Source organism: Streptomyces sp. NPDC047108, from assembly GCF_040643575.1.
In the GTDB taxonomy this organism is placed as follows: domain Bacteria; phylum Actinomycetota; class Actinomycetes; order Streptomycetales; family Streptomycetaceae; genus Streptomyces.
In genome coordinates this window covers 287733-310106 of record NZ_JBEYUP010000003.1, presented here as the reverse complement: position 1 = coordinate 310106, position 22374 = coordinate 287733, and the positions used below count along the sequence as shown (strand labels likewise).

Below are 22374 nucleotides of genomic sequence, written 5' to 3'. Positions count from 1 at the left end.
TGCCGGAGCGCTACAGGTGCCGGCGCCTGCCGGCGACGTGCCGTTCGTACTCCTCCCGGGCCTTCACGGCCGCCGGGCGGGTGGCGGTCTCGGCCACAGGAACATCCCACCACGCCTGGGCCCCGGGCGCGCCGGACAGAGTGTCTGCTGTTTCGGTCTCCACATAGACACATGTGGGACGCTTCGAGGCCCGAGCGGTGGCCAACGCTTCACGCAGCTCACCGACGGTCTGCGCGCGGATCACGTCCATGCCGAGGCTGGCGGCGTTGGCGGCCAGGTCGACGGGCAGCGGGTCGCCCGTGTAGGTGCTGTCGGCGGCACGGAAGCGGTAGGCGGTGCCGAAGCGCTCTCCGCCGGTCAGCTCGGAGAGGCCGCCGATGGAGGCGTAGCCGTGGTTCTGGACCAGCACCACGTTGATGCCGATCCCCTCCTGTACGGCGGTGACGATCTCCGTCGGCATCATCAGATACGTGCCGTCGCCGACGAGGGCCCACACGGGGCGGTCGGGCGCGGCCAGGCGTACGCCGATGGCGCCGGGGATCTCGTAGCCCATGCAGGAGTAGCCGTACTCGAGGTGGTACTGGCGCGGGGACCGCGCCCGCCAGAGCTTGTGCAGGTCGCCCGGGAGGGACCCGGCCGCGTTGATCACCACGTCCTCGTCGCCGACGACGGCGTCGAGCGCGCCGAGCACCTGGGTCTGGCTCGGCCGCGCGCCCGCGTCGGGGGCGGCGTACGCGCGGTCGACGGCCTCCTCCCAGCGCTGCTTCCCCTCGGTGTACTCGCGGACGTACTCCGGGTCGACGCGGTGGCCGTCGAGCGCGGCGGTCAGGGCGTCGAGTCCGGCGCGGGCGTCGGCGACGAGCGAGAGCCCGGCCATCTTGTGGGCGTCGAAGGCGGCGATGTTGAGGTTGACGAAGCGGACACCGGGGGTGGCGAAGAGGGTGTTCGAGGCGGTCGTGAAGTCCGTCCAGCGGGTTCCGGCGCCGATCACGAGGTCGGCGGTACGAGCGAGGTCGTCGGCCACGGCCGTACCGGTGTGGCCGATGCCGCCGACGTCCGCCGGGTGGTCGTGGCGCAGCGAGCCCTTGCCCGCCTGGGTGGAGGCGACCGGGATGCCGGTGGCATCGGCGAGGGCCTTCAGCGCGTCCTCGGCCTCACTGTGGTGGACGCCTCCGCCCGCGACGATCAGGGGCCGGGCGGCGGACCGTACGAGGCGGGCGGCCTCGGCGAGCGCGTCCGCGTCGGGAGCGGGGCGGCGGATGTGCCAGACGCGTTCGGCGAAGAACTCCTCGGGCCAGTCGAAGGCCTCGGCCTGAACGTCCTGCGGGAGGGCGAGGGTGACGGCGCCGGTGTCGACGGGGTCGGCGAGGACCCGCATGGCCTGGAGGGCGGCCGGGATCAGCGACTCGGGCCGCACGATCCGGTCGAAGTACTTCGACACCGGCCGCAGGCAGTCGTTCACCGACACGTCGCCCGCGTACGGGACTTCGAGCTGCTGGAGGACGGGGTCGGCGGGCCGGGTCGCGAAGACGTCGCCGGGCAGCAGCAGCACGGGCAGCCGGTTGACGGTCGCGAGCGCGGCGCCGGTGACGAGGTTGGTGGCGCCGGGACCGATGGAGGTGGTGACGGCGTGCGCGGAGAGACGGCCGGACTGGCGGGCGTAGCCGACGGCCGCGTGGACCATGGCCTGTTCGTTGCGGCCCTGGAAGTACGGCATGCGCTCGGGCCCGGACTCCAGCAGCGCCTGCCCGACGCCGGCGACGTTGCCGTGGCCGAAGATGCCCCAGCAGGCGCCGATGAGCCGTTGCCTGCGTCCGTCGCGCTCGGTGTACTGCCGGGACAGGAACTCGACCAGCGCCTGGGCGACGGTGAGCCGTCGAGTGGTCATCGGTTTCCTCCAGCGGGAGCCTCGTAGAGCGGGAGCCGCGGGTCGACGGCCTGGTCGTCCCAGGTGCCGCGGATCCAGGCGTGGTCGGGGTGGTCGCAGATCAGCCAGGCGCGCTCGTCGCCGGGACCGGCCATGACGTTGAGGTAGTACATGGCGTGGCCGGGTGTGGCGATGGACGGGCCGTGCCAGCCGTCGGGGATGAGGACGACGTCGCCGGTACCGACCTCGGCGAGGACGTCGGTGTCCTTGCCGGGGCCTGAGGGCGTCACGCGCTGGTAGCCCAGCCCGTCGGTGCCGTGGGCCGCGGCGATCTCGAAGTAGTAGATCTCCTCCAGCTCCGACTCCTGGCCCGGGCGGCACTCGTCGTGCTTGTGCGGCGGGTAGGAGGACCAGTTGCCGCCGGGCGTCAGCACCTCGACCGCGATGAGGCGGTCGGCCTCGAACACCCCGGCGGCGCCGAAGTTGTTGACCTGGCGGGAGCAGTTCCCGGTGCCGCGCAGTTCGACGGGGACCGCGGAGGCGGGCCCGTAGCGGGCGGGCAGACGACGCTCGCAGCGCGCACCGGTCAGCGCGAACCGCCCTCCGGCGGCCGAGGTGATGCGGGCGCTTGCGTCGCGCGGCACGTACGCGAAGTCGGTGACGCCGCTGAACACGCTCTCCCGGCCGTGCAGTTCGAAGGTCGCCGAGGTCTCGCCTTCGACGGCGACGCCGCAGCCGCCGTTCAGCGGCAGCACGATCCACTCGCTGTCACCGGCGTCGAAGGAGTGCGAGGCACCCGGCGCGAGCTCCAGGACACGCAGGGCGGAGTAGCCCCAGCCGGCCCTCCGCGGATCGATGTCCACGGCGTACGGGCCGCCGGCCGCGCTCCCGGCTGGGAGATGGAAGCTGGTGGAGGTCATGGGGTCAAGTCTCCTGCGGGGGTGGGGCGGTTCACAGCAGTCCGACGGCGGTGTCGACGGCCCCGGCGACGTCCCCGTCGGCCGGGTAGAGCAGGGAGCGGCCGACGACCAGGCCCTGCACGGTCGGCAGCCGCAGCGCCTTGCGCCACTTCTCGTAGATCTCGTCCTGGTCGCGGCCGACCTCGCCGCCGAGCAGGACGGCGGGGAGCGTGGACGCCTCCATGACGCGCGCCATCTCGTCCGGGTCCTCGGTGACCGGCACCTTCAGCCACGTGTACGCGGAGGTTCCGGCGAGGCCGGAGGCGATGGCGATGGACTTGGTGACGGCCTCGGCGCTCAGGTCGTTGCGCACCTTTCCGTCCACGCGCCGGGATATGAACGGCTCGACGAACACCGGCAGCCGGTGGGCGGCCATGGCGTCGATGGCGCGCGCTGTGGAGTGCAGCGTGGTGAGCGAGCCCGGGTCGTCGTAGTCGATGCGCAGCAGGAGCTTGCCCGCGTCGAAGCCGAGGCGGTGGATGTCCTCGGCGCGGTGCCCGGTGAAGCGGTCGTCCATCTCGAAGACGGCTCCGGCGAGGCCGCCGCGGTTCATGGAGCCGATGACGACCTTGTGCTCGAGGGCACCGAGGAGGAGCAGGTCGTCGAGGATGTCCGCGGTGGCCAGGACGCCGTCCACGCCGGGTCTGGACAGGGCGAGGCACAGCCGCTCGAGCAGATCGGTGCGGTTGGCCATGGCCAGGTCGTGGTCGCCGATGGCGAGGGCGCCGCGCGCGGGATGGTCGGCGGCGACGATCATCAGCCGCCCGCTGTCCCCGATCAGGGGGCGACGGATACGGCGGGCCGCGGCCTCGGCGATGGCCTCCGGATGCCGGGTCCGCACCTTCACGATGTCGGAGAGACGGATGCTCAAGGGATGCCTTCTCATGTGTCGTCGGTGCGTCAGGTGGGCGTCTGCGGGGTGCGTCAGCGGTGTCTCGTCCGGTCTTCAACCGGCGTGTCGGCGGGGTGGGTCAGGAGCGGGCCAGGAGGTCCTCGACCTCGGCATCGGTGGGCATCGCGGAGGAGCAGGCGAGGCGGGAGGCGACGATGGCGCCCGCCGCGTTGGCGTGGCGCATCGTGCGCTTCAGGTCCCATCCCGCGAGCAGCCCGTGGCAGAGCGAACCGCCGAACGCGTCGCCCGCGCCGAGGCCGTTGACCACTTCGACGGGGACGGGCGGCACTTCGGCGGAGGTGCCGTCGCGGTGGACGGCGAGGACGCCCTTGGGTCCCTGCTTGACGACGGCGAGTTCCACGCCGGCGTCGATGAGCGCCTCGGCGGCGAGGCGGGGTTCGCGCTCGCCGGTGGCGACCTCGCACTCGTCGAGGTTGCCGACGGCGACGGTGGCGTGGGCGAGCGCCTCGGCGTAGTACGCGCGGGCGTTCGCGGCGTCGGGCCAGAACATCGGGCGCCAGTCGAGGTCGAACACGGTGGCGGTGGCGCTGCTCGCGGAGTCGTGGGTGCCGGTTGCGGAGGGTGCGGTGCTGCGGGCCTCCAGTGCGGCGAGCGTCGCGGAGCGGCTCGGCTCCTCGCACAGACCGGTACCCGTCATCCAGAACACCCGGGCCGCCCGGACGGCGTCCAGGTCCAGCTCGTCCGCGGCGATCTCCAGGTCGGGTGCCTTGGGCTCCCGGTAGAAGTACAGCGGGAAGTCGTCGGGCGGGAAGATCTCGCAGAAGGTGACGGGAGTGGGGTAGCGGTCGACGGCGCTCACCCAGCGGTCGTCCACACCGAAGTCGCGCAGCGCCTGGTGGATGTAGCGGCCGAACGGATCGTCACCCGTGCGGCTGATGACGGCGGAGCGGCGGCCGAGCCGGGCCGCGGCGACGGCGACATTGGTCGGCGAGCCACCGAGGAACTTCCCGAACGTCTCGACCTGCGCCAGGGACACTCCGGTCTGCAGCGGGTAGATGTCCACCCCGATGCGTCCGATGGTGATCAGGTCATGAGGGCTGGACGGGTCGTACGGCTCGTAAGGCTCAGGCATGCGCGCCCCTTCGTTCGCTCGGCCGGACTGGGCTGGCCCGGTGACAGGTCTAGCCCTGACCGTCGGACACTGTCAATAGTTTGTCCTTACATACTGACCTGACGTGTGGCGGGGTACCGGTCGTGCGCGACGGACACCGTTCGAGCCCACCGGGAAACGCATTGACGTTACGTCCTTATGTCAGGACGAACTCTTGACACGGCTCGGAGCGCGGTGAAGGCTACGCGGCATGACAGCCAGCCAGTCCCCGTCCCCCGCTCGGAGCCTCGACCGGATCCGGGTCGGCTCAGCCCCCGACTCCTGGGGGGTGTGGTTCCCCGACGACGAGCGGCAAGTCCCCTGGCAGCGCTTCCTGGACGAGGTCGCGCAGGCCGGATACTCCTGGATCGAACTCGGACCGTACGGCTATCTGCCCACCGATCCCGCCCGGCTCGCCGACGAGACGGGGCGCCGGGGGCTGAAGGTCTCGGCGGGCACGGTCTTCACCTCGCTGCACCGCGGCCGCACCGTCTGGGACGCGACCTGGGAACACGTCTCACAGGTGGCCGAGCTGACCCGCGCCATGGGGGCCGGGCACCTCGTCGTCATCCCGTCCTTCTGGCGCGACGACAAGACCGCCGAGGTCCTGGAGAGCCCGGTGCTCGACGCCGGGCAGTGGCGCGACCTCACCACGGGCATGGAGCGGCTGGGCCGCGAGGTGCGCGAGCGCTACGGGCTGGACATCGTGGTCCACCCGCACGCCGACACCCACATCGACGGCGAGGAGAACGTCGCCCGCTTCCTGGACGGCACCGACCCCGACGCGGTCAGCCTGTGCCTGGACACCGGCCACTACGCGTACTGCGGCGGCGACAGCGTCAAGCTCATCGAGACGTACGGGGAACGGCTCGGCTATCTCCATCTCAAACAGGTCGACCCGGAGATCCTGGCCGATGTCGTCGCGAACGAGGTCCCGTTCGGGCCGGCCGTCCAGCGGGGGGTGATGTGCGAGCCGCCGAAGGGCGTCCCCGAGCTGGAGCCCGTCCTCACGGCCGCGCAGGGTCTGGGGGTGGACCTGTTCGCGATCGTGGAGCAGGACATGTACCCGTGCCCACCGGACCAGCCGTACCCGATCGCCGAACGCACCCGGCGCTTCCTGCGCAGCTGCGGCGCGTAGGCCGCTCCCCGGCGGGCCACGGCCTGCCATGGCCCGCCACGGCGCGCCGCCGCGGGGCGGGGGTACGGGGCGATACGGGTCGCACCTGACCCGGGCGCCTACGGTGAGGGAGAGCGGGGCCGGGGTCCGGCGGGCGGGCGAAACGCCGGAGAGCCGAGGCGCGGGAGACACCCGGGACCGCCGGCGAGCCGCACACTGCAGATCAGCCACGACTTCTCGAGGGACACCCATGACCAAGCAGGGAACGCTCGGCGTCGCCGTCATCGGTACCGGTCGGATGGGCGCCGACCACGTACGCCGGATCGACTCCGTGACGAGCGGGGCCCGGGTCGCCGCCGTCGTCGACATCGACGCCGAGCGGGCCAAGCAGCTCGCCGACGGCATCGAGGGCTGCACCGCGTTCACGGACGCGGCCGCCGCCATGGCCTCGCCCGACGTCGACGCGCTCCTCATCGCCTCCCCCGGCCCCGCGCACGAGGCCACCCTGCTCCAGGCGTTCGAGCACGATCTGCCGGTGCTGTGCGAGAAGCCGCTCACACCCGACGCCACCTCCGCACTGCGCGTGCTCGAGGCAGAGGAGAAGCTGGGCCACCGGCGCGTACAGGTCGGCTTCATGCGCCGCTACGACTCCGAGTACCTGGAGCTCAAGGCCCTGCTGGACAGCGGGCAGTTCGGCCGGGCCCTGATGCTGCACTGCCGGCACCGCAACGCCTCCACCCCGCCCGGCTTCACCAGCCAGATGATGATCAACGACTCGGTGGTGCACGAGATCGACACCACCCGCTGGCTGCTGGAGCAGGAGATCACCGCGGTGACGGTGCTCCGTCCGCGTCCCTCGAGCGCCGCCCCGGACACGCTGAGCGACCCGCAGCTCGTGCTCTTCGAGACCTCGGACGGCGCGGTCGTGGACGTCGAGATCTTCGTCAACTGCGGCTGGGGCTACCAGGTGCAGTGCGAGGCGGTCTGCGAGTCCGGCAGCGCCCGGGTGGGCGACGGGCATGCCATGGTCACCAACTCGGCGGGGCGTTGGGGCGGGGACATCGACATGGACTTCGTCTCCCGCTTCGAGGACGCCTACGACCGGCAGGTGCAGCGGTGGGTGGACGCCACCCGCCGCGGCGAGGTGGAGGGCCCCAGTGTCTGGGACGGCTACGCGGCCGCCGTGGTCTGCGAGGCGGGCGTACGGGCTCAGGCCACCGGCGAACGAACCCCCACGCTCCTGACCGATCGGCCCGCGCTCTACCGCTGATCCGCCATGGCCCCGCGCCCGGCAGCCCGCCCGGCCTCCGGGACGACTCCGGCACGACTCGGGGACGGCTCCGGGGCGGCGCGGGGACGGCTCCGGGACGACTCGGGGACGGCTTCGGGACGGCGCGGGGACGACTCGGGGACGGATTCGGGGCGGCGCGGGGGACGCGGCTTCGGGACGACTCGGGGACGGCTTCGGGACGGCGCGGGGACGACTCGGGGACGGATTCGGGGCGGCGCGGGGGACGCGGCTTCGGGACGGCTCCGGAGGGCTCCAGAGGGCTCCGAAGCGACTCCCCGGGGCCGGGGACGGACCGGCCCGCGCACCGCGCGGTCCGGCCGGTCCGTCCGAGCGGCAGGCAGCAGGCAGGCGCACCTGCCCCGCTCTGTTCGACGGCACGCGGTTCGGCCGCCCAGCGATCGACTACCGGACGCCCGGCCACCGGACGCCAGGCGCCCCGACCCCTACCCCCGGACGCCCGGCAGCCGACAGCCGACAGCCGACAGCCGCGCAGGCGACAACGCGTCCGACAACCAACCACCCACCCCGCCATGGGAGCTGACGTATGCGGATCGGATTCCTCGGTGCCGGACGGATCGGTGCCTTCCACGCCGAAGCACTGAAGGCCACAACCGGCGTCGACGACGTACTGATCGGTGATGTGGACAGCGCCCGGGCGGCCGAGGTCGCCCACCGCATCGGGGCGCGGTCGGCCGATTCCGTGGACGACGTCTTCGCAGCCGGTGTCGACGCCGTCGTCATCGCCACCGCGACGGCGTCCCACGCCGAACTCATCACCCGCGCCGCACGTGCCGGGCTGCCCGCCTACTGCGAGAAGCCGATCGCCGTCGACCTGCCCGGGACCGTACGCGCCCTGCGGGAGGTCGAAACGGCCGGAACTCTGCTGCAGATGGGGTTCCAGCGGCGGTTCGACGCCGGATACAGGGCCGCGAAGGATGCGGTCGCCGAGGGACGGCTCGGCAGGCTGCATACGATCCGGGCCGTCACCTCCGACCCCGCCCCGCCCCCCGCCGCCTTCCTCCCCCTCTCCGGTGGGCTGTTCCGGGACTGCCTGGTGCACGACTTCGACGCCGTACGGTGGCTGACGGGCCGTGAGGTCATCGAGGTGTTCGCGACCGGAGCCAACGGCGGCGCGGCATTCTTCCGCGAGGCCGGTGACGTCGACACCGCCGCCGCCCTCCTCACCCTGGACGACGACACCCTGGTCACCGCCACTGCCACCCGCTACAACGGCGCCGGTTACGACGTGCGCATGGAGATCGCCGGCGAGCGCGACCAACTCGTCGTCGGCCTCGACGCCCGGTCCCCCTTCACCTCTGCGGAGCCCGACGGCCCCGAGCCGCCCGCCCGGCCCTGGACCGGCTTCCTCGAACGCTTCGCCCCCGCCTACCGCGCCGAACTGGCCGCTTTCGTCCAGGCAGCGAGGGGCGAGATCCCCAATCCCTGTTCGGGCAAGGACGCCCTCCACGCCCTGCTGGTCGCCGAGGCCTGTGAAGTGTCACGGAGGGAACACCGGCCCGTGCGGCCCGCCGAGTTGCTCACGGAACTCGCCGACCCGGTCTGACCACTTCTGTCTGGACTCGCCCCCTCCTCCGGGTCCCGTCTTTGCCACGGTTGTCACCACTCCACTCGGTTCCCGTCACAGCCGCACCACAGCCCCTCCCTGTCCCCGATCCGCGTCGTTGACCGTGCGCAGGCTGACTGATCACGAGCGGATGCGTCGCAGCGCCCCACCGGCTCCCCCAAGGACCGCGCTGCGGCGGCCGCGAGGAGGTGCTCAGATGACCGACCGCCGGCTGTGGTCGTACAAGGAGATCGCCGCACACATCCGCGTGCAGACCAACACCGTGCGCTCCTACCGCAAGCATGGGCTGCTGCCGCCACCCGACCATGTCGAGTCCGGCAAGCCCTACTGGTTCGCCGACACGATCCGCGCCTGGGTCTCCCGGCGACCGGGGAACCGGGGGCGGCGGGCCCAGGAGTAGGCCCATCGGCTCCGGAGATCCACCGCCCACCAGGAGTTGGTGGCCCTACCGGCACCGGTGTTCCGCCGGTCCGCAGGGGCGGCGGGCCCGGGCAGTCGACCCGCATGCCCTCTCCCCGGCGCCACCCCGGTAGTCGCCCCGCAGACCCTCTCCCCGGGACCACCCGGGGGAGAGGTCTGCGGAAGAGGGCCCGCGGCGCCATGGGGCGTGGTCCGCATGCTCCACGGGCACCTGGTCTGCGGACTCGGGCACAAGGCCCTGGTACGCGGTCCGCCGGTCCCGGGCCGGAACTCCCCGTGGCCGCGCCACCAATGGCCCGCCGCGACCGGGTCCCGCTTACCGGTGGCCCGCCCCGACCGGGTCCCGCTCCGCGGACTCCTCGGGCGGTGTCGATCCGGCATCCGGGCCGGTGACGGACGCGGAGGTGCGGTCGGCCGGGCTCTCTCCCTCGCTCAGGCCTATTCGGGCGTGCAGCCGGCGCAGCGGACCCGGCGCCCACCACGTGGCGCGTCCGGTGAGCCGCATGACCGCCGGGACCAGCAGGCTGCGCACCACCATGGCGTCCATCAGGACAGCGAGCGCGATGCCCAGGCCGAGCATCTTGGTGTTGGTCACGCGGGACGTGCCGATGGCCACCATGACGACGGCGAGGATGACCGCGGCCGCGGTGATCAGTCCGCCGGTGCGGCGGAGCCCGAAGACGACCGCACCCTGGTGGTCACCGGTCCTGTCGTACTCCTCCTTGATCCGGGACAACAGGAACACGCCGTAGTCCATGGACAGTCCGAAGGCGACGCAGAACATCAGCACCGGCAGTGTGGTCTCGATGTCGCCGGTGGAGGTGAAGTTCAGCAGGCCGGACAGGTGGCCGTCCTGGAAGACCCACACCAGGGCGCCGAACATCGCTGTGAGGCTGAGCGCGTTGAGCACGACGGCCTGGAGAGGTATCAGCACACTGCCGGTGAGCAGGAAGACCAGCAGCAGTGTGACCACGACGATGATGGCGACCGCCCACGGAAGCCGGTCCGCTATCGCGTCCTTGGAGTCGACCAGGACCGCGGCCGTTCCGGTGACCGAGGTGTCGACCGGGGAGGCCACCGCCCGGATGTCCCGCACCAGTTCCTGACTGGCGGTGTCCACCGCCTTGCTCTTCGGCTCCACGCTGATCTGCGCCACGTCACCCGCGCGGCGGGCCGCCTCGGCGGGGCCCGGCTTCTGGATGCGCTCCCCGCGGACGTACTGCCCGGTGGGCCCGTCCACCCGCAGCACGCCGGGCAGTTCGGAGACGCGGCTGCTGTAGTCGGCGAGCCGGGCGGCGGAGGGCTTGCCCTCGGCCAGGATCTCCACGGCGCCGCCCGGACGGCCCGGGAAATCGTCGCGGATGTGCTGCTGCACGACATGGGACTCGGCCGTGTCGGGGAGCTGCCGGTCGTCGGCGGTGCCGAACTTCACCCCGAGGAACGGCAGTCCGAGCAGCACCAGTCCCGCGGTGGTGGCGGCGGCGAAGAACGGTGCGCGGCGCATCACCAGCCGGGCCGTACGCGCCCAGCCCGCCCCGCTCTCCTTCCGCGCCCCGCTCTCCTGGCCTTCGCTCTGCTCGCCGGCGCCGGACGCCGGACGTCCGCGCCGCAGCAGCTGGCGCAGATCCAGCGCGTTGACCCGCTCCCCCAGCAGCACCAGGGCCGCGGGGAGGACGACGAGGGCCGCGGCCGCGGCCAGCAGCACCACGGCGATCCCCGCGTAGGCGAAGGAGCGCAGGAAGTACTGCGGGAAGACGAGCATCGCGGCGAGCGACACGGCGACGGTCAGCGCCGAGAACAGCACCGTGCGGCCCGCGGTGCGCAGCGTCGCGCCTACGGCCGGCAGCGGCAGGGCTCCGGCCGCGAGCTCCTCACGGAAGCGCCGGACGATGAACAGGGCGTAGTCGATGGCGAGTCCGAGGCCGAGCGCCGTCGTGAGGTTCTGGGCGAAGACCGAGACGTCGGTGAATTCGGTGAGGCCGCGCAGCACCGCATTGGTGCCCAGGATCGCCACGATGCCGACGACCAGCGGCAGCAACGCTGCGACGGCACTGCCGAAGACCATGACGAGCAGGACGAGCGTGATCGGCAGGGCGATCATCTCGGCGCGCAGCAGATCCTCCTGGATGGTGGTCTGCAGCTCGTGCCGCACGGCCACCGGTCCGCCGAGCGAGACCTCCACCGGGCCCTGCTCGCCGCGGAATTCGGGTGCGATGCGGTCCAGGACGTCCGACGTCGCGTTCTCGTCGCCGGCGATGCGCGCCATGATCAGCGCTTCGCGGCCGTCCTCGGCGCGCAGGCCCGGGGACCGCGTCTGCCAGTAGGACGTCACCCCTGCGACGGACTTCTCTCCGGCCAGCCGCTCGGCGAGCCGCTTGCCCTCGGCCGCGACGGCCGGGTCGTCCACCCGCTTCCCGCCGCTGTCGACGAGCAGGATCAGATTGGGCTGGGACGCCGGGAACTCCCGCTCCAGCGCCTTGGTCGCGTACGTGGACCGGGAGTCCGGGGCCTCCCATCCGCCGCTGCCCATACGGTCGGCGACGCCGCTCCCGGCGACCACGGCCAGCGCCGTGAACAGCAGAGCGAGCAGAAGCGAGAGCCGCGGCCGGGCGGTGACCAGCCGGGTCCACCCTCCGGTCTCGCGGTTGACAGCAGCCATGGCGCAGGTATCCCCTTCCCCCTTGGCAGCCCGTAGACTGCAAACACGAGCGCTCACTCGCGTTAGCCAAGAATGCGAGCGACCACTCGTGTTTGTCAACCGAGACCGAAAGCTGGGGATGGCGCGTGGCGAAGGCCGGAGCGGCTGAGGACGGAACCAGCGCGACCGATGACGCGGCCGCGGCGCGGCCGCGTCGTCGGCAGGCCCGCGGCGAGCGCCGCATGACGCAGCTCCTGGAGGCCGCGGCCAGCGTGTTCGAACAGGTCGGCTACACGGCCGCGAGCACCAACGCGATCGCCCGCGAGGCGGGCGTCTCGCCCGGCACGCTCTACCAGTTCTTCCCCAACAAGGAAGCCATCGCCGTGGAGTTGGGCGACCGCTACCTCAACCGGATGCGCGAGGCCCACACCCAGGTCTTCACCGAGGCCAACGCCTCGCTGCCGCTCGCCGAGATGCTGGAGACCGTCCTCGATCCGCTCATCGACTTCAACTGCCACAACCCCGCGTTCCTGACCCTGCTCAACAGTTCCGACATCCCGGGCAGGCTCGTCGAGGACCACGACGCGCTGCACGAGTCCCTGCTCGCCCGCGTCGGCGAGCTGATCGCCGTCTACGTGCCGGCCATGCCCGCGGACCAGCGCACCCGTACGGCCGCGATGGCGTTCGCCCTGTTCAAGGCGGGACTGGAGCTGGTGATCGCCCACGAAGGCGCCGAACGGAGCGCCTACGTGGGGGAGTTGAAAGCGTCGATGTACCGCTACCTGGAGCCCGTCCTGGGATCCGGATGCTGCGATCCGGCGGGAGGGACGGCAGGGAACCCTGCTGGAGAGGCGACCGGGTCACCCGCCGCCGGGGGCGGCGACCGCCGACCCTGACCCGGACCTGCCGCCAGTCCTGTCCCAGGCCCGGCTCGGGCCCACCGCCGGCTCAGCCGGCCCTGACGCGGCTCTCGTCAGCCGCACCCCGGGGGCCGCACGGCACCACGGCCCAGCACCGCGCCCGGCACCGGTCCCGGCAGCGGGCCGCACCCCGCATCCGGTCCGTACGGACCCACCGGACCGCACGGACCCGCCGGCCCCGAAGGCCGCACCGGACCCTCCGAACCCGAAACACGCACGGCACCCGCAGCCCGCACCGGACGGAGCCCACCCGCACTGCCGCGGTCCTCAGGTACCGGCGCCCCGTCCGGAACACCCCCCGCACCCGCCGCGGACTCCGAAGCCCGGGAGCCCGTAACCGGCTCCGCCGTGCGGCGCCGCCGCACGGCCGCCTGCACCAGGCCGCCCACTCCGGCCACCACCACCGAGACGCCGATCCCGATGGCCGCGGCGAACAGCGGGTTGCCCGAAGCCGCACTCCCCAGGTAGCCGAGACCCACCGAATAGGACGCCCAGATCGCTTCGGCGATACCCGCGCCGATCAGGTAGCGCCGCGCCGGGTAGCCGACGACGCCCGCCGCCATCCCGCCGACCAGACGCCCGCTGGGCAGGAAGCGCACGGCCGCCACGAAGGGCACCCCGCGCCGTTCGAGCCGCGCGGCCAGCCACTCCAGGAGCGCCCTGCGCCGGTGGTTGCGCACCATCCACCGCTGTACGGGCTCGCTGAACCGGCGCCCGGACGCGTGCATCAGGAGATCGCCCAGCAGCGCGCTGCCCGCCACCACGAGGAGGACGATCGCGAGGTCGAGGTTGCCGCGGGACGCGAGAACGCCCGCGGTCACCAGGAGACCGGAGTTGGGCACGAGAGGCGGGGCAGTCGTCAGCACAAGGAGTCCGTAGATCCAGAGCACTTCCATGTCGGCCGCCCCTCCGCGGGAGCCGCAGCATCTGCCCCGAGCCCCGAGGAGGGACAAACCCGACAGATCTGGGCTAGTCAGGACAAAGCCTACTCGCGAAAAGACGGGGCGGCCTGCGGAGACAGATACCCCCTAGGGGTACACTCGGAGCCGAACCTGAGTACCACCCGTACCACACGCACGAGCAAGGAGACGTTCCATGGCCACCGAGACGACGACCGGTCCCGTCACCGCCACCTACGAGGTCAAGGGCATGACCTGCGGCCACTGCGAGGGGGCCGTGACCGAGGAGCTCTCCGGCCTCGACGGCGTCGCCTCCGTCGAGGCGGTCGCCGCCACCGGCCGGGTCACCGTCGTCTCCGCGGCCCCGCTCACCGAGGACGCCGTCCGTGCGGCGGTCGACGAGGCCGGGTACGAGCTCGTGGGCACGGCCTCGTAAGGGAGCGCGCATGACCAGGACAGCTCCCACCTCCCCCGCCCCGGTCCCGGCCCCGACCGCCGCCGAGACGGCTTCGGGGCCCGCGACCGGCCCCGAGACGGACACCGCCGGCACCACACGGGTCGAACTCGCCATCGGCGGTATGACGTGCGCGGCCTGCGCGGCGCGCGTCGAGAAGAAACTCAACCGCATGGACGGCGTCACGGCCGCGGTCAACTTCGCCACGGAGAAGGCCGTTGTGACGTACGGCGACGGCCTCTCGGTCGCGGATCTCGTCGCCACCGTGGAGCGAACCGGCTATACGGCCGCACCGCCCCCTCCGCCCGAGCCGGAGCCCCAGACCCTCGACCACCCCGTTCCAGGGGCGTACGCGGGCGCTGAGGCCCCTGCACGGGGCGAGGGCGACGCGGGCGGGAACCGCGAAACGTCCGCCCTGCGGCAGCGGTTCCTGGTCTCGCTGCTGCTCGGCGCCCCCGTCGTCCTGATGGCGATGGTCCCGGCCGTGCAGTTCGACAACTGGCAATGGCTGTCCCTGACCCTGGCCGCCCCGGTCGTGGTGTGGGGCGGGCTGCCCTTCCACCGGGCCGCCTGGACCAACGCCCGGCACGGCGCGGCCACCATGGACACCCTCGTCTCCGTCGGCACGCTGGCGGCCTTCGGATGGTCGCTGTGGGCGCTGTTCCTCGGCCACGCGGGGATGCCCGGAATGCGGCACGGCTTCGACCTGACGATCGCGCGCACGGACGGATCGTCGTCGATCTACCTCGAGGTCGCGGCCGGAGTCACCGTGTTCCTGCTGCTCGGCCGCTACCTGGAGGCGAAGTCGAAGCGCCGGGCGGGCGCGGCGCTGCGTGCGCTGCTCGAACTCGGCGCCAAGGATGTGGTGTTGCTCCACACCGACGGCCGTGAGGAGCGGATCCCTGTCGCCCGCCTGGCGGTCGGGGACCGGTTCGTCGTCCGGCCGGGCGAGAAGATCGCCACCGACGGGCGCGTCACCGAGGGCGCGTCGGCGGTGGACGCATCGATGCTGACCGGCGAATCGGTACCGGTGGACGTCGCCGTGGACGCGACCGTCACCGGCGGCACGGTCAACACCTCGGGCCGGCTGGTCGTCGAGGCCACCCGCGTCGGATCGGACACCCGGCTCGCGCGGATGGCGCGGCTCGTCGAGGACGCCCAGAACGGAAAGGCGGAGGTGCAGCGCCTCGCCGACCGCATCTCCGGGGTGTTCGTGCCCGCCGTGCTGCTCATCGCGCTGGGCACGCTGGTGGCCTGGCTGCTGGCGACCGACAGCGTCACGGCGGCCTTCACCGCGGCCGTCGCGGTCCTGATCATCGCGTGCCCGTGCGCTCTCGGCCTCGCCACGCCGACCGCGCTCATGGTCGGTACGGGCCGTGGCGCTCAGCTCGGAATCCTGATCAAGGGTCCCGAGGTGCTGGAGTCCACCCGCCGCGTGGACACCGTCGTGCTGGACAAGACCGGCACGGTGACCACCGGGCGGATGGCGCTGCAGGACGTCGTCACGGCGGACCGGGACGCAGCCGACCCGGACCCGTCGGACGAGGCCCTGGCGGACGGGCACGCCCCAGCCGCGAGCGGCGAGCACGCCCCGGCGGGGAGCGGCGAGGAGGCGGAGCGCGAACTGCTGCGGCTGGCGGGCACCTTGGAGCACGCCTCGGAACACCCGGTGGCACGGGCGATCGCCGCGGCCGCCCTCGAAAGCGAGGGGACGCTGCGCGCCCCCGAGACCTTCGAGAACGTGGCCGGCCTGGGCGTCCAGGGCGTCGTCGAGGGCCGGAAGGTCCTCGTCGGACGGGCGCGGCTCCTCGAGGAGAGCTCCGTCGACCTGCCGCGGCACCTGGCGAACGCCATGGACGCCGCCGCGGCCCAGGGGCGTACGGCCGTGGCCGTGGCCTGGGACGGCCGCGCTCGGGGCGTGCTGACCGTCGCGGACGCCGTGAAGGAGTCGAGCGCGGAGGCGGTGGCGGAGCTGCGGCGGCTGGGGCTGACCCCCGTACTGCTGACCGGCGACCACCGCGCGGTGGCGGAGTCGGTGGCCCGCGAGGTCGGCATCGACGACGTTCTGGCCGAGGTGCTGCCCGAGGAGAAGGTGGACGTCGTACGGCGCCTTCAGGGCGAGGGCCGGGTGGTCGCCATGGTCGGCGACGGGGTCAACGACGCGGCCGCACTGGCCGCCGCCGATCTGGGCCTGGCCATGGGGACGGGCACGGACGCCGCGATCGAGGCGGGCGACCTCACACTGGTACGGGGCGATCTGCGGGTGGCTCCGGACGCGATCCGGCTGTCCCGCAGGACGCTAGCGACGATCAAGGGAAACCTGTGCTGGGCGTTCGGCTACAACATCGCCGCACTGCCACTGGCAGCCGCCGGGCTCCTCAATCCGATGATCGCCGGGGCCGCCATGGCCTTCTCGTCGATCTTCGTCGTGACCAACAGTCTGAGACTCAGAAATTTCAGATGAGCCTGGCACCTTCACAACGGCGGTAGACTTTTACATAATCCCCACATGGGTCACAGCACTCTTACGAGGGGGCCTCGATCTCCAGGTCGAGGCTCTTGCCCGTTTTAGTGTCGTTATGGCAAGAGACCCAGATCACAGTGGAGAGAACGTAACCATCGTGGGGGGTCGCGAGTCTAACCAGTGCGATGCCAAACTCCCGGCGGGGTGAGGCATCGAACCAGACCAGGTTCCGTCTTGGGGGACGAGCCGGGTCAGCGTGGCCGGGGCACGTGCGCGGGGAGCTTTGAGCGGCCCTCCCGTCCGTACGGCCCCGGCAGATCGCACGGCGCACCACACGGTGCGCCGGGGGGAAAGAGACGCCCGGCCGGATCCCGTGGGGGGAATCCGAACCGGGAATGGAAGGCGCCCCGCTGATCGACCCGTGGGGGGATCGATCGGGCGGGGCGCCTTCCGACCTTCTGCGGCCATGCGGCCTGTGACCCTGCGGTGCGGGCTTCGGCCATGCGATGCGAGCGGTGACCGCTCCGTGCGGGCGGCCGCGGTGCCCGCCCGCCGTCGTGCGGGCCGGTACCTTCCGCCGCGTGCGGCCGGTTCAGCCGCCGTCAGTCGCGTTCAGCCGGTTGTCCGGCCAAGGGGCAGCGCTCGACCGAGGGTTCAGCGCTTCTCGACCGGGATGAAGTCGCGCTCGACCACGCCGGTGTAGATCTGCCGCGGGCGGCCGATCCGGGAACCCGGCTCCTTGATCATCTCGTGCCACTGGGCGATCCAGCCCGGGAGCCGCCCGAGGGCGAACAGCACGGTGAACATCTCGGTCGGGAAGCCCATGGCCCGGTAGATCAGACCGGTGTAGAAGTCGACGTTCGGGTAGAGCTTGCGCTCGACGAAGTAGTCGTCGGCCAGCGCGTGTTCCTCGAGCTTGAGCGCGATGTCGAGCAGCTCGTCGCTCTTGCCGAGCGCCGAGAGGACGTCGTGCGCCGCCGCCTTGATAATCTTCGCCCGCGGGTCGAAGTTCTTGTAGACGCGGTGACCGAAGCCCATGAGCTTCACGCCGTCCTCGCGGTTCTTCACCTTGCGGATGAAGGTATCGACGTCGCTGCCGGAGTTCCGGATGCCCTCGAGCATCTCCAGCACCGACTGGTTGGCGCCGCCGTGCAGCGGGCCCCAGAGCGCGCTGATGCCCGCGGAGATCGAGGCGAACATGTTCGCCTGCGAGGAGCCGACGAGGCGCACGGTGGAGGTCGAGCAGTTCTGCTCGTGGTCGGCGTGCAGGATGAACAGCTTGTCGAGGGCGCTGACGACGACCGGGTCCAGCTCGTACTCGGCGGCCGGCACGGAGAAGGTCATCCGCAGGAAGTTCTCGACGTAACCGAGGTCGTTGCGCGGGTAGACGAAGGGGTGGCCGACGGACTTCTTGTAGGCGTACGCGGCGATCGTCGGCAGCTTGGCGAGGAGACGGACGGTCGAGAGGTGGCGCTGCGTCTCGTCGAACGGGTTGTGGCTGTCCTGGTAGAACGTGGACAGCGCGCTGACCACGGAGGACAGCATCGCCATCGGGTGCGCGTCGCGCGGGAAGCCGTCGTAGAACCGCTTGACGTCCTCGTGCAGCAGCGTGTGGGTGGTGATCTCCTCGCGGAAGGTCGCCAGCTCGTCGACCGTCGGCAGTTCGCCGTTGATCAGCAGGAAGGCAGTCTCCAGGAAGGTGCTGCGCTCGGCGAGCTGCTCGATCGGGTAGCCGCGGTACCGCAGGATGCCCTGCTCACCGTCGAGGTACGTCACGCCCGATTTGTACGCAGCGGTGTTGCCGTAACCGCTGTCCAGGGTCACCAGACCGGTCTGGGCGCGGAGCTTGCCGATGTCGAAACCCTTGTCGCCGACCGTGCTGTCGACCACCGGGTAGCTGTATTCGCCGTCCCCGTACCGCAGTACTACAGAGTTGTCGCTCACGTCATCCCTCACCGACGTTGTGCCTCTTCTTCGAGGTGCCCTGACTATCTCTACCTTCCCCCATTTGGCACGGGGTCGTGCACTCGGGGTCGGCCGCAAGGCCCACGGATGGCACGCAGTGCCGCGCGTGCGGCCCTATCCTGCTCCTCTTCGCGTGTTTTAGGAAACGCGTGTGGCGCGATTCCCCATCCCGACGGCCCGGCCGAGACGGTGATCGAGTGCTGTCCAGCGCCGCCCGGCCGAGACCGTACGCACCGCCTGCCCGAGGGCTTTGCGCGAGCCGACCAGCACGACCAGGCGTTTTGCCCGCGTCACGGCCGTGTAGAGCAGATTGCGCTGCAGCATCATCCATGCACTCGTGGTGACCGGGATCACCACGGCCGGATATTCACTGCCCTGCGACCGGTGGATGGTCACGGCGTAGGCGTGCGAGAGCTCGTCCAGTTCGTCGAAGTCGTACGGCACCTCCTCGTCCTCGTCGGTCATCACCGTGAGCCGCTGATCCACCGTGTTGAGTGATGTCACGACACCGACGGTGCCGTTGAAGACGCCATTGATCCCCTTGTCATAGTTGTTACGGATCTGGGTGACCTTGTCGCCGACGCGGAAGACCCGGCCGCCGAACCGCCGCTCCGGAAGATCCGGGCGGGCCGGTGTGACGGCCTGCTGGAGCAGGCCGTTGAGCGCACCGGCACCGGCCGGGCCGCGGTGCATCGGGGTGAGCACCTGCACGTCCCGGCGCGGGTCGAGCCCGAACTTCGCCGGGATCCTGTGGGCGACCACGTCGACGGTCAGCCGCCCTGCCTCCTCCGTGTCGTCCTCGGCGAAGAGGAAGAAGTCCGGCAGCCCCTGAGTGATCGGCGGGACACCGGAGTTGATGCGGTGGGCGTTGGTGACCACCCCCGACTGCTGGGACTGCCGGAAGATCCGGGTGAGCCGCACGGCCGGCACCGGGCTGTCCGGCGCGAGCAGATCCCGCAGCACCTCCCCCGCGCCCACGGACGGGAGTTGGTCCACATCGCCCACCATCAGCAGATGGGCGCCCGGGGGCACCGCCTTCACCAGCTTGTTGGCGAGCAGCAGATCGAGCATCGACGCCTCGTCGACGACCACGAGGTCGGCGTCCAGCGGCCGGTCCCGGTCGTAGGCCGCGTCCCCGCCGGGCTTCAGCTCCAGCAGCCGGTGGACCGTGGACGCCTCGGCACCCGTCAGCTCCGAGAGCCGCTTGGCCGCCCGGCCCGTCGGGGCGGCCAGGATCACCTTGGCCTTCTTCGCGCGTGCCAGTTCGACCACCGACCGCACGGTGAACGACTTGCCGCACCCCGGACCGCCGGTCAGCACCGCCACCTTGTGCGACAGCGCCAGCTTGACGGCCTCCTGCTGCTCCGGCGCGAGCTCCGCGCCCGTACGGCGCGCCAGCCAGCCCAGCGCCTTCTCCCAGTCCACGTCGCGGAAGGCGGGCAGCCGGTCCTCGTCCGTGCGCAGCAGCCGCATGAGCTGCCCGGCCAGGGAGATCTCGGCCCGGTGGAACGGCACCAGATAGACCGCCGTGACCGGCTCCCCTCCGCCCTCCGACGACGATCCGGCACCCTCCCCCGGGACCGTCTCACGGACCACGCCCTCCTCCCCCTGGGCCAGTTCGCCGAGGCAGTCGATGACGAGACCGGTGTCGACCTGGAGCAGCTTGACCGCGTCCGCGATGAGCCGCTCCTCGGGCAGATAGCAGTTCCCCTGGTCGGCGGATTGCGAAAGGGCGTACTGCAGGCCCGCCTTGACGCGGTCAGGGCTGTCGTGCGGGATACCGACCGCCTGCGCGATCCGGTCGGCGGTGAGGAAGCCGATGCCCCACACGTCGGCGGCCAGGCGGTACGGCTCGTTGCGCACGACGGAGATCGAGGCGTCGCCGTAATTCTTGTAGATCCGGACGGCGATGGAGGTGGAGACGCCGACTCCCTGGAGGAAGACCATGACCTCCTTGATGGCCTTCTGCTCCTCCCAGGCCGCGCCGATCAGCTTGGTGCGTTTCGGGCCGAGGCCCGGGACCTCGATGAGCCGCTCCGGCTCCTTCTCGATGACGTCGAGCGTGTCGACGCCGAAGTGGTCGACGATCCGCTCGGCGATGCGCGGCCCGATGCCCTTGATGAGGCCCGAGCCCAGATAGCGGCGGATGCCCTGGACGGTGGCGGGCAGCACGGTGGTGTAGTTCTCGACCGTGAACTGGCGGCCGTACTGCGGGTGGGAGCCCCAGCGGCCCTCCATCCGCAACGACTCGCCCGGCTGTGCGCCGAGGAGCGAGCCGACGACGGTCAGCAGGTCGCCACCGCCGCGGCCGGTGTCGACCCGGGCGACCGTGTAGCCGTTCTCCTCATTGGCATAGGTGATCCGCTCCAGGACCCCTTCGACCACGGCAAGCTGCACCATGGCCCCGACGTTATCGCCGCACACCGACAACCCGTCAGCCCTGTGGACAACGGCCGCAGGCACACGTCGCCGACGAGAGGACCGGGCACCGGCCCGGCCACCGACACGACAGGAGAGAAGGCACCGTGACGCACCCCTACGACCTGCTGGTGGTCGGCTCGGCCAACGCCGACCTGGTGGTCCGTGTCGACCGCCGTCCCGCCGCCGGCGAGACCGTCCTCGGATCGGACCTCGCCGTCCACCCCGGAGGCAAGGGCGCCAACCAGGCGGTCGCCGCCGCGCGTCTCGGGGCCCGTACGGCCCTGCTCGCGCGCGTGGGCGAGGACGGGCACGGGCGGCTGCTGCTGGAGTCGCTGCGCGCCGCGGGTGTGGACACCTCCGCGGTCCTGGTCGGCGGAGCACCCACGGGCGTCGCGCTCATCACGGTGGACCCGGCGGGCGACAACAGCATCGTCGTCTCCCCCGGTGCGAACGCGCGCCTCGCACCGGCCGACGTGACCGGCACCGCCCGGCCCGCGGCCGGCGCCGCCGTCGTCTCGCTGCAGCTCGAGATCCCGCCGGAGACGGTCGCCGCGACCGTGCGTGCGGCCGCAGCGGCGGGCACCCGCGTGGTGCTCAACGCCTCGCCGCCCGCGCCCCTGCCGGCCGACGTCCTGGCCGCCTGCGATCCCCTCGTCGTCAACGAGCACGAAGCACGCGTCCTGCTCGGCGAGCGGCCCGAGGAGGACGCGGACGAGCCGGAGGCGTGGGCGTCCGCCCTCACCGCCCTCGGCCCCCGCTCCGTCGTCGTCACCCTGGGCGCGGAGGGCGCGCTGGCCCATGGGGACGGGGCGTCCGTACGGGTACCGAGCCCGCCGGTGCAGGCCGTGGACACCACGGGCGCGGGCGACGCCTTCACCGGCGCGCTCGCCTGGCGGCTCGCGTCGGGCGAGGACCTGGAGACCGCCGTGCGGTTCGCCGTACGGGTCGGTGCGGCGGCGGTGACGCGGGCAGGCGCGCAGGAGTCGTTCCCCGCGGTGGACGAGATCCCGGCACCGCCCGCCCGGTGAACACCGGGCCGCCGTGAACGCGATCCGCGCCGCGAACACGAGGACGCCGCGAACACGAGGACGTCATGAACACCAGGGCGCCGCGAACAGGAACCGCTGAGCGGGGCACCGCCGGTCCTCATGACGCGCGAGTCCTCATGACCCGCGCCCCTGCGCATACATCGAGGGGCCCGGCTCGTCAGCCGGGCCCCTCGTCGTTTCCCACCCCTCAGGCCTCCCGGAATCTCCCCCCTCGGGCCCTCCAGAAGAGGCCTGACGCGGAGTACGACCCACGAGGGGCAGGAAGGGTTGCACGGTTTCCGGCAGTTACTGTTTTGTCACCCGACGTGCCGACAGCAGGCGC

At 71.9% G+C, this 22374-nt stretch carries 16 protein-coding genes; 8 read left to right on the top strand and 8 right to left on the bottom strand.

The window, feature by feature from the left end:
• Positions 1-10 precede the first annotated feature (10 nt).
• The 4 genes from iolD to iolC all read right to left on the bottom strand — a co-directional run bounded on the left by iolD (position 11) and on the right by iolC (position 4811).
• Positions 11-1888, bottom strand: coding sequence for a 3D-(3,5/4)-trihydroxycyclohexane-1,2-dione acylhydrolase (decyclizing) (iolD, locus tag ABZ822_RS09655; RefSeq protein ID WP_360849577.1), 1878 nt, complete (start codon positions 1886-1888; stop codon positions 11-13).
• The gene (gene iolB, locus ABZ822_RS09650; protein ID WP_360849574.1) at positions 1885-2787 is read right to left on the bottom strand and encodes a 5-deoxy-glucuronate isomerase; all 903 of its coding nucleotides are present in this window, start codon (positions 2785-2787) and stop codon (positions 1885-1887) included. The genes iolD and iolB overlap by 4 nt, the downstream gene beginning before the upstream one ends.
• Before the next feature lie 31 nt (positions 2788-2818).
• Positions 2819-3697 (bottom strand): deoxyribose-phosphate aldolase, encoded by an 879-nt coding sequence (locus tag ABZ822_RS09645; protein WP_360849571.1) that lies wholly within the window; start codon positions 3695-3697, stop codon positions 2819-2821.
• Positions 3698-3797: 100 nt separating this feature from the next.
• Positions 3798-4811 (bottom strand): 5-dehydro-2-deoxygluconokinase, encoded by a 1014-nt coding sequence (gene iolC, locus ABZ822_RS09640; RefSeq protein WP_360849568.1) that lies wholly within the window; start codon positions 4809-4811, stop codon positions 3798-3800.
• Between the two features lie 229 nt (positions 4812-5040).
• On the opposite strand from iolC, the gene ABZ822_RS09635 reads away from it, so the two are divergent.
• From ABZ822_RS09635 to ABZ822_RS09620, 4 genes are all read left to right on the top strand, one after another.
• Complete coding sequence (locus ABZ822_RS09635) at positions 5041-5967, top strand: sugar phosphate isomerase/epimerase (protein WP_360849565.1); 927 nt, start codon at positions 5041-5043, stop codon at positions 5965-5967.
• A 229-nt stretch (positions 5968-6196) separates the two neighbouring features.
• On the top strand, positions 6197-7216 hold the full coding sequence (locus ABZ822_RS09630) for a Gfo/Idh/MocA family oxidoreductase (protein WP_360849562.1): 1020 nt from the start codon (positions 6197-6199) through the stop codon (positions 7214-7216).
• A gap of 565 nt (positions 7217-7781) precedes the next feature.
• Positions 7782-8801, top strand: coding sequence for a Gfo/Idh/MocA family oxidoreductase (locus ABZ822_RS09625; protein WP_360849559.1), 1020 nt, complete (start codon positions 7782-7784; stop codon positions 8799-8801).
• A gap of 217 nt (positions 8802-9018) precedes the next feature.
• Positions 9019-9222, top strand: a complete 204-nt coding sequence (locus tag ABZ822_RS09620) for a MerR family transcriptional regulator (RefSeq protein WP_360849556.1) — start codon at positions 9019-9021, stop codon at positions 9220-9222.
• Positions 9223-9558: 336 nt separating this feature from the next.
• Here the strand turns inward: ABZ822_RS09620 and ABZ822_RS09615 are convergent, their stop codons facing one another.
• Positions 9559-11901, bottom strand: coding sequence for an MMPL family transporter (locus ABZ822_RS09615; protein WP_360849553.1), 2343 nt, complete (start codon positions 11899-11901; stop codon positions 9559-9561).
• Between the two features lie 221 nt (positions 11902-12122).
• Between ABZ822_RS09615 and ABZ822_RS09610 the strand changes: the two genes are divergently transcribed.
• Positions 12123-12776 (top strand): TetR/AcrR family transcriptional regulator, encoded by a 654-nt coding sequence (locus ABZ822_RS09610; RefSeq protein ID WP_360850452.1) that lies wholly within the window; start codon positions 12123-12125, stop codon positions 12774-12776.
• 77 nt (positions 12777-12853) lie between these two features.
• Here the strand turns inward: ABZ822_RS09610 and ABZ822_RS09605 are convergent, their stop codons facing one another.
• Positions 12854-13696: a VTT domain-containing protein gene (locus tag ABZ822_RS09605; protein WP_360849550.1), complete on the bottom strand. Its 843-nt coding sequence runs from the start codon at positions 13694-13696 to the stop codon at positions 12854-12856.
• 199 nt (positions 13697-13895) lie between these two features.
• On the opposite strand from ABZ822_RS09605, the gene ABZ822_RS09600 reads away from it, so the two are divergent.
• Both ABZ822_RS09600 and ABZ822_RS09595 read left to right on the top strand, forming a co-directional pair.
• Positions 13896-14135: a heavy-metal-associated domain-containing protein gene (locus ABZ822_RS09600; RefSeq protein WP_360849547.1), complete on the top strand. Its 240-nt coding sequence runs from the start codon at positions 13896-13898 to the stop codon at positions 14133-14135.
• 10 nt (positions 14136-14145) lie between these two features.
• Complete coding sequence (locus ABZ822_RS09595) at positions 14146-16617, top strand: heavy metal translocating P-type ATPase (RefSeq protein WP_360849544.1); 2472 nt, start codon at positions 14146-14148, stop codon at positions 16615-16617.
• A 654-nt stretch (positions 16618-17271) separates the two neighbouring features.
• Here ABZ822_RS09595 and ABZ822_RS09590 read toward each other — a convergent pair.
• Positions 17272-18561, bottom strand: a complete 1290-nt coding sequence (locus ABZ822_RS09590) for a citrate synthase (protein WP_360849541.1) — start codon at positions 18559-18561, stop codon at positions 17272-17274.
• Positions 18562-18720: 159 nt separating this feature from the next.
• Entirely contained in the window at positions 18721-20982 is a 2262-nt protein-coding gene (locus ABZ822_RS09585) for an ATP-dependent RecD-like DNA helicase (RefSeq protein WP_360849538.1), read from the bottom strand.
• A gap of 125 nt (positions 20983-21107) precedes the next feature.
• On the opposite strand from ABZ822_RS09585, the gene rbsK reads away from it, so the two are divergent.
• The gene (gene rbsK, locus ABZ822_RS09580; RefSeq protein WP_360849535.1) at positions 21108-22031 is read left to right on the top strand and encodes a ribokinase; all 924 of its coding nucleotides are present in this window, start codon (positions 21108-21110) and stop codon (positions 22029-22031) included.
• Positions 22032-22374 lie beyond the last annotated feature (343 nt).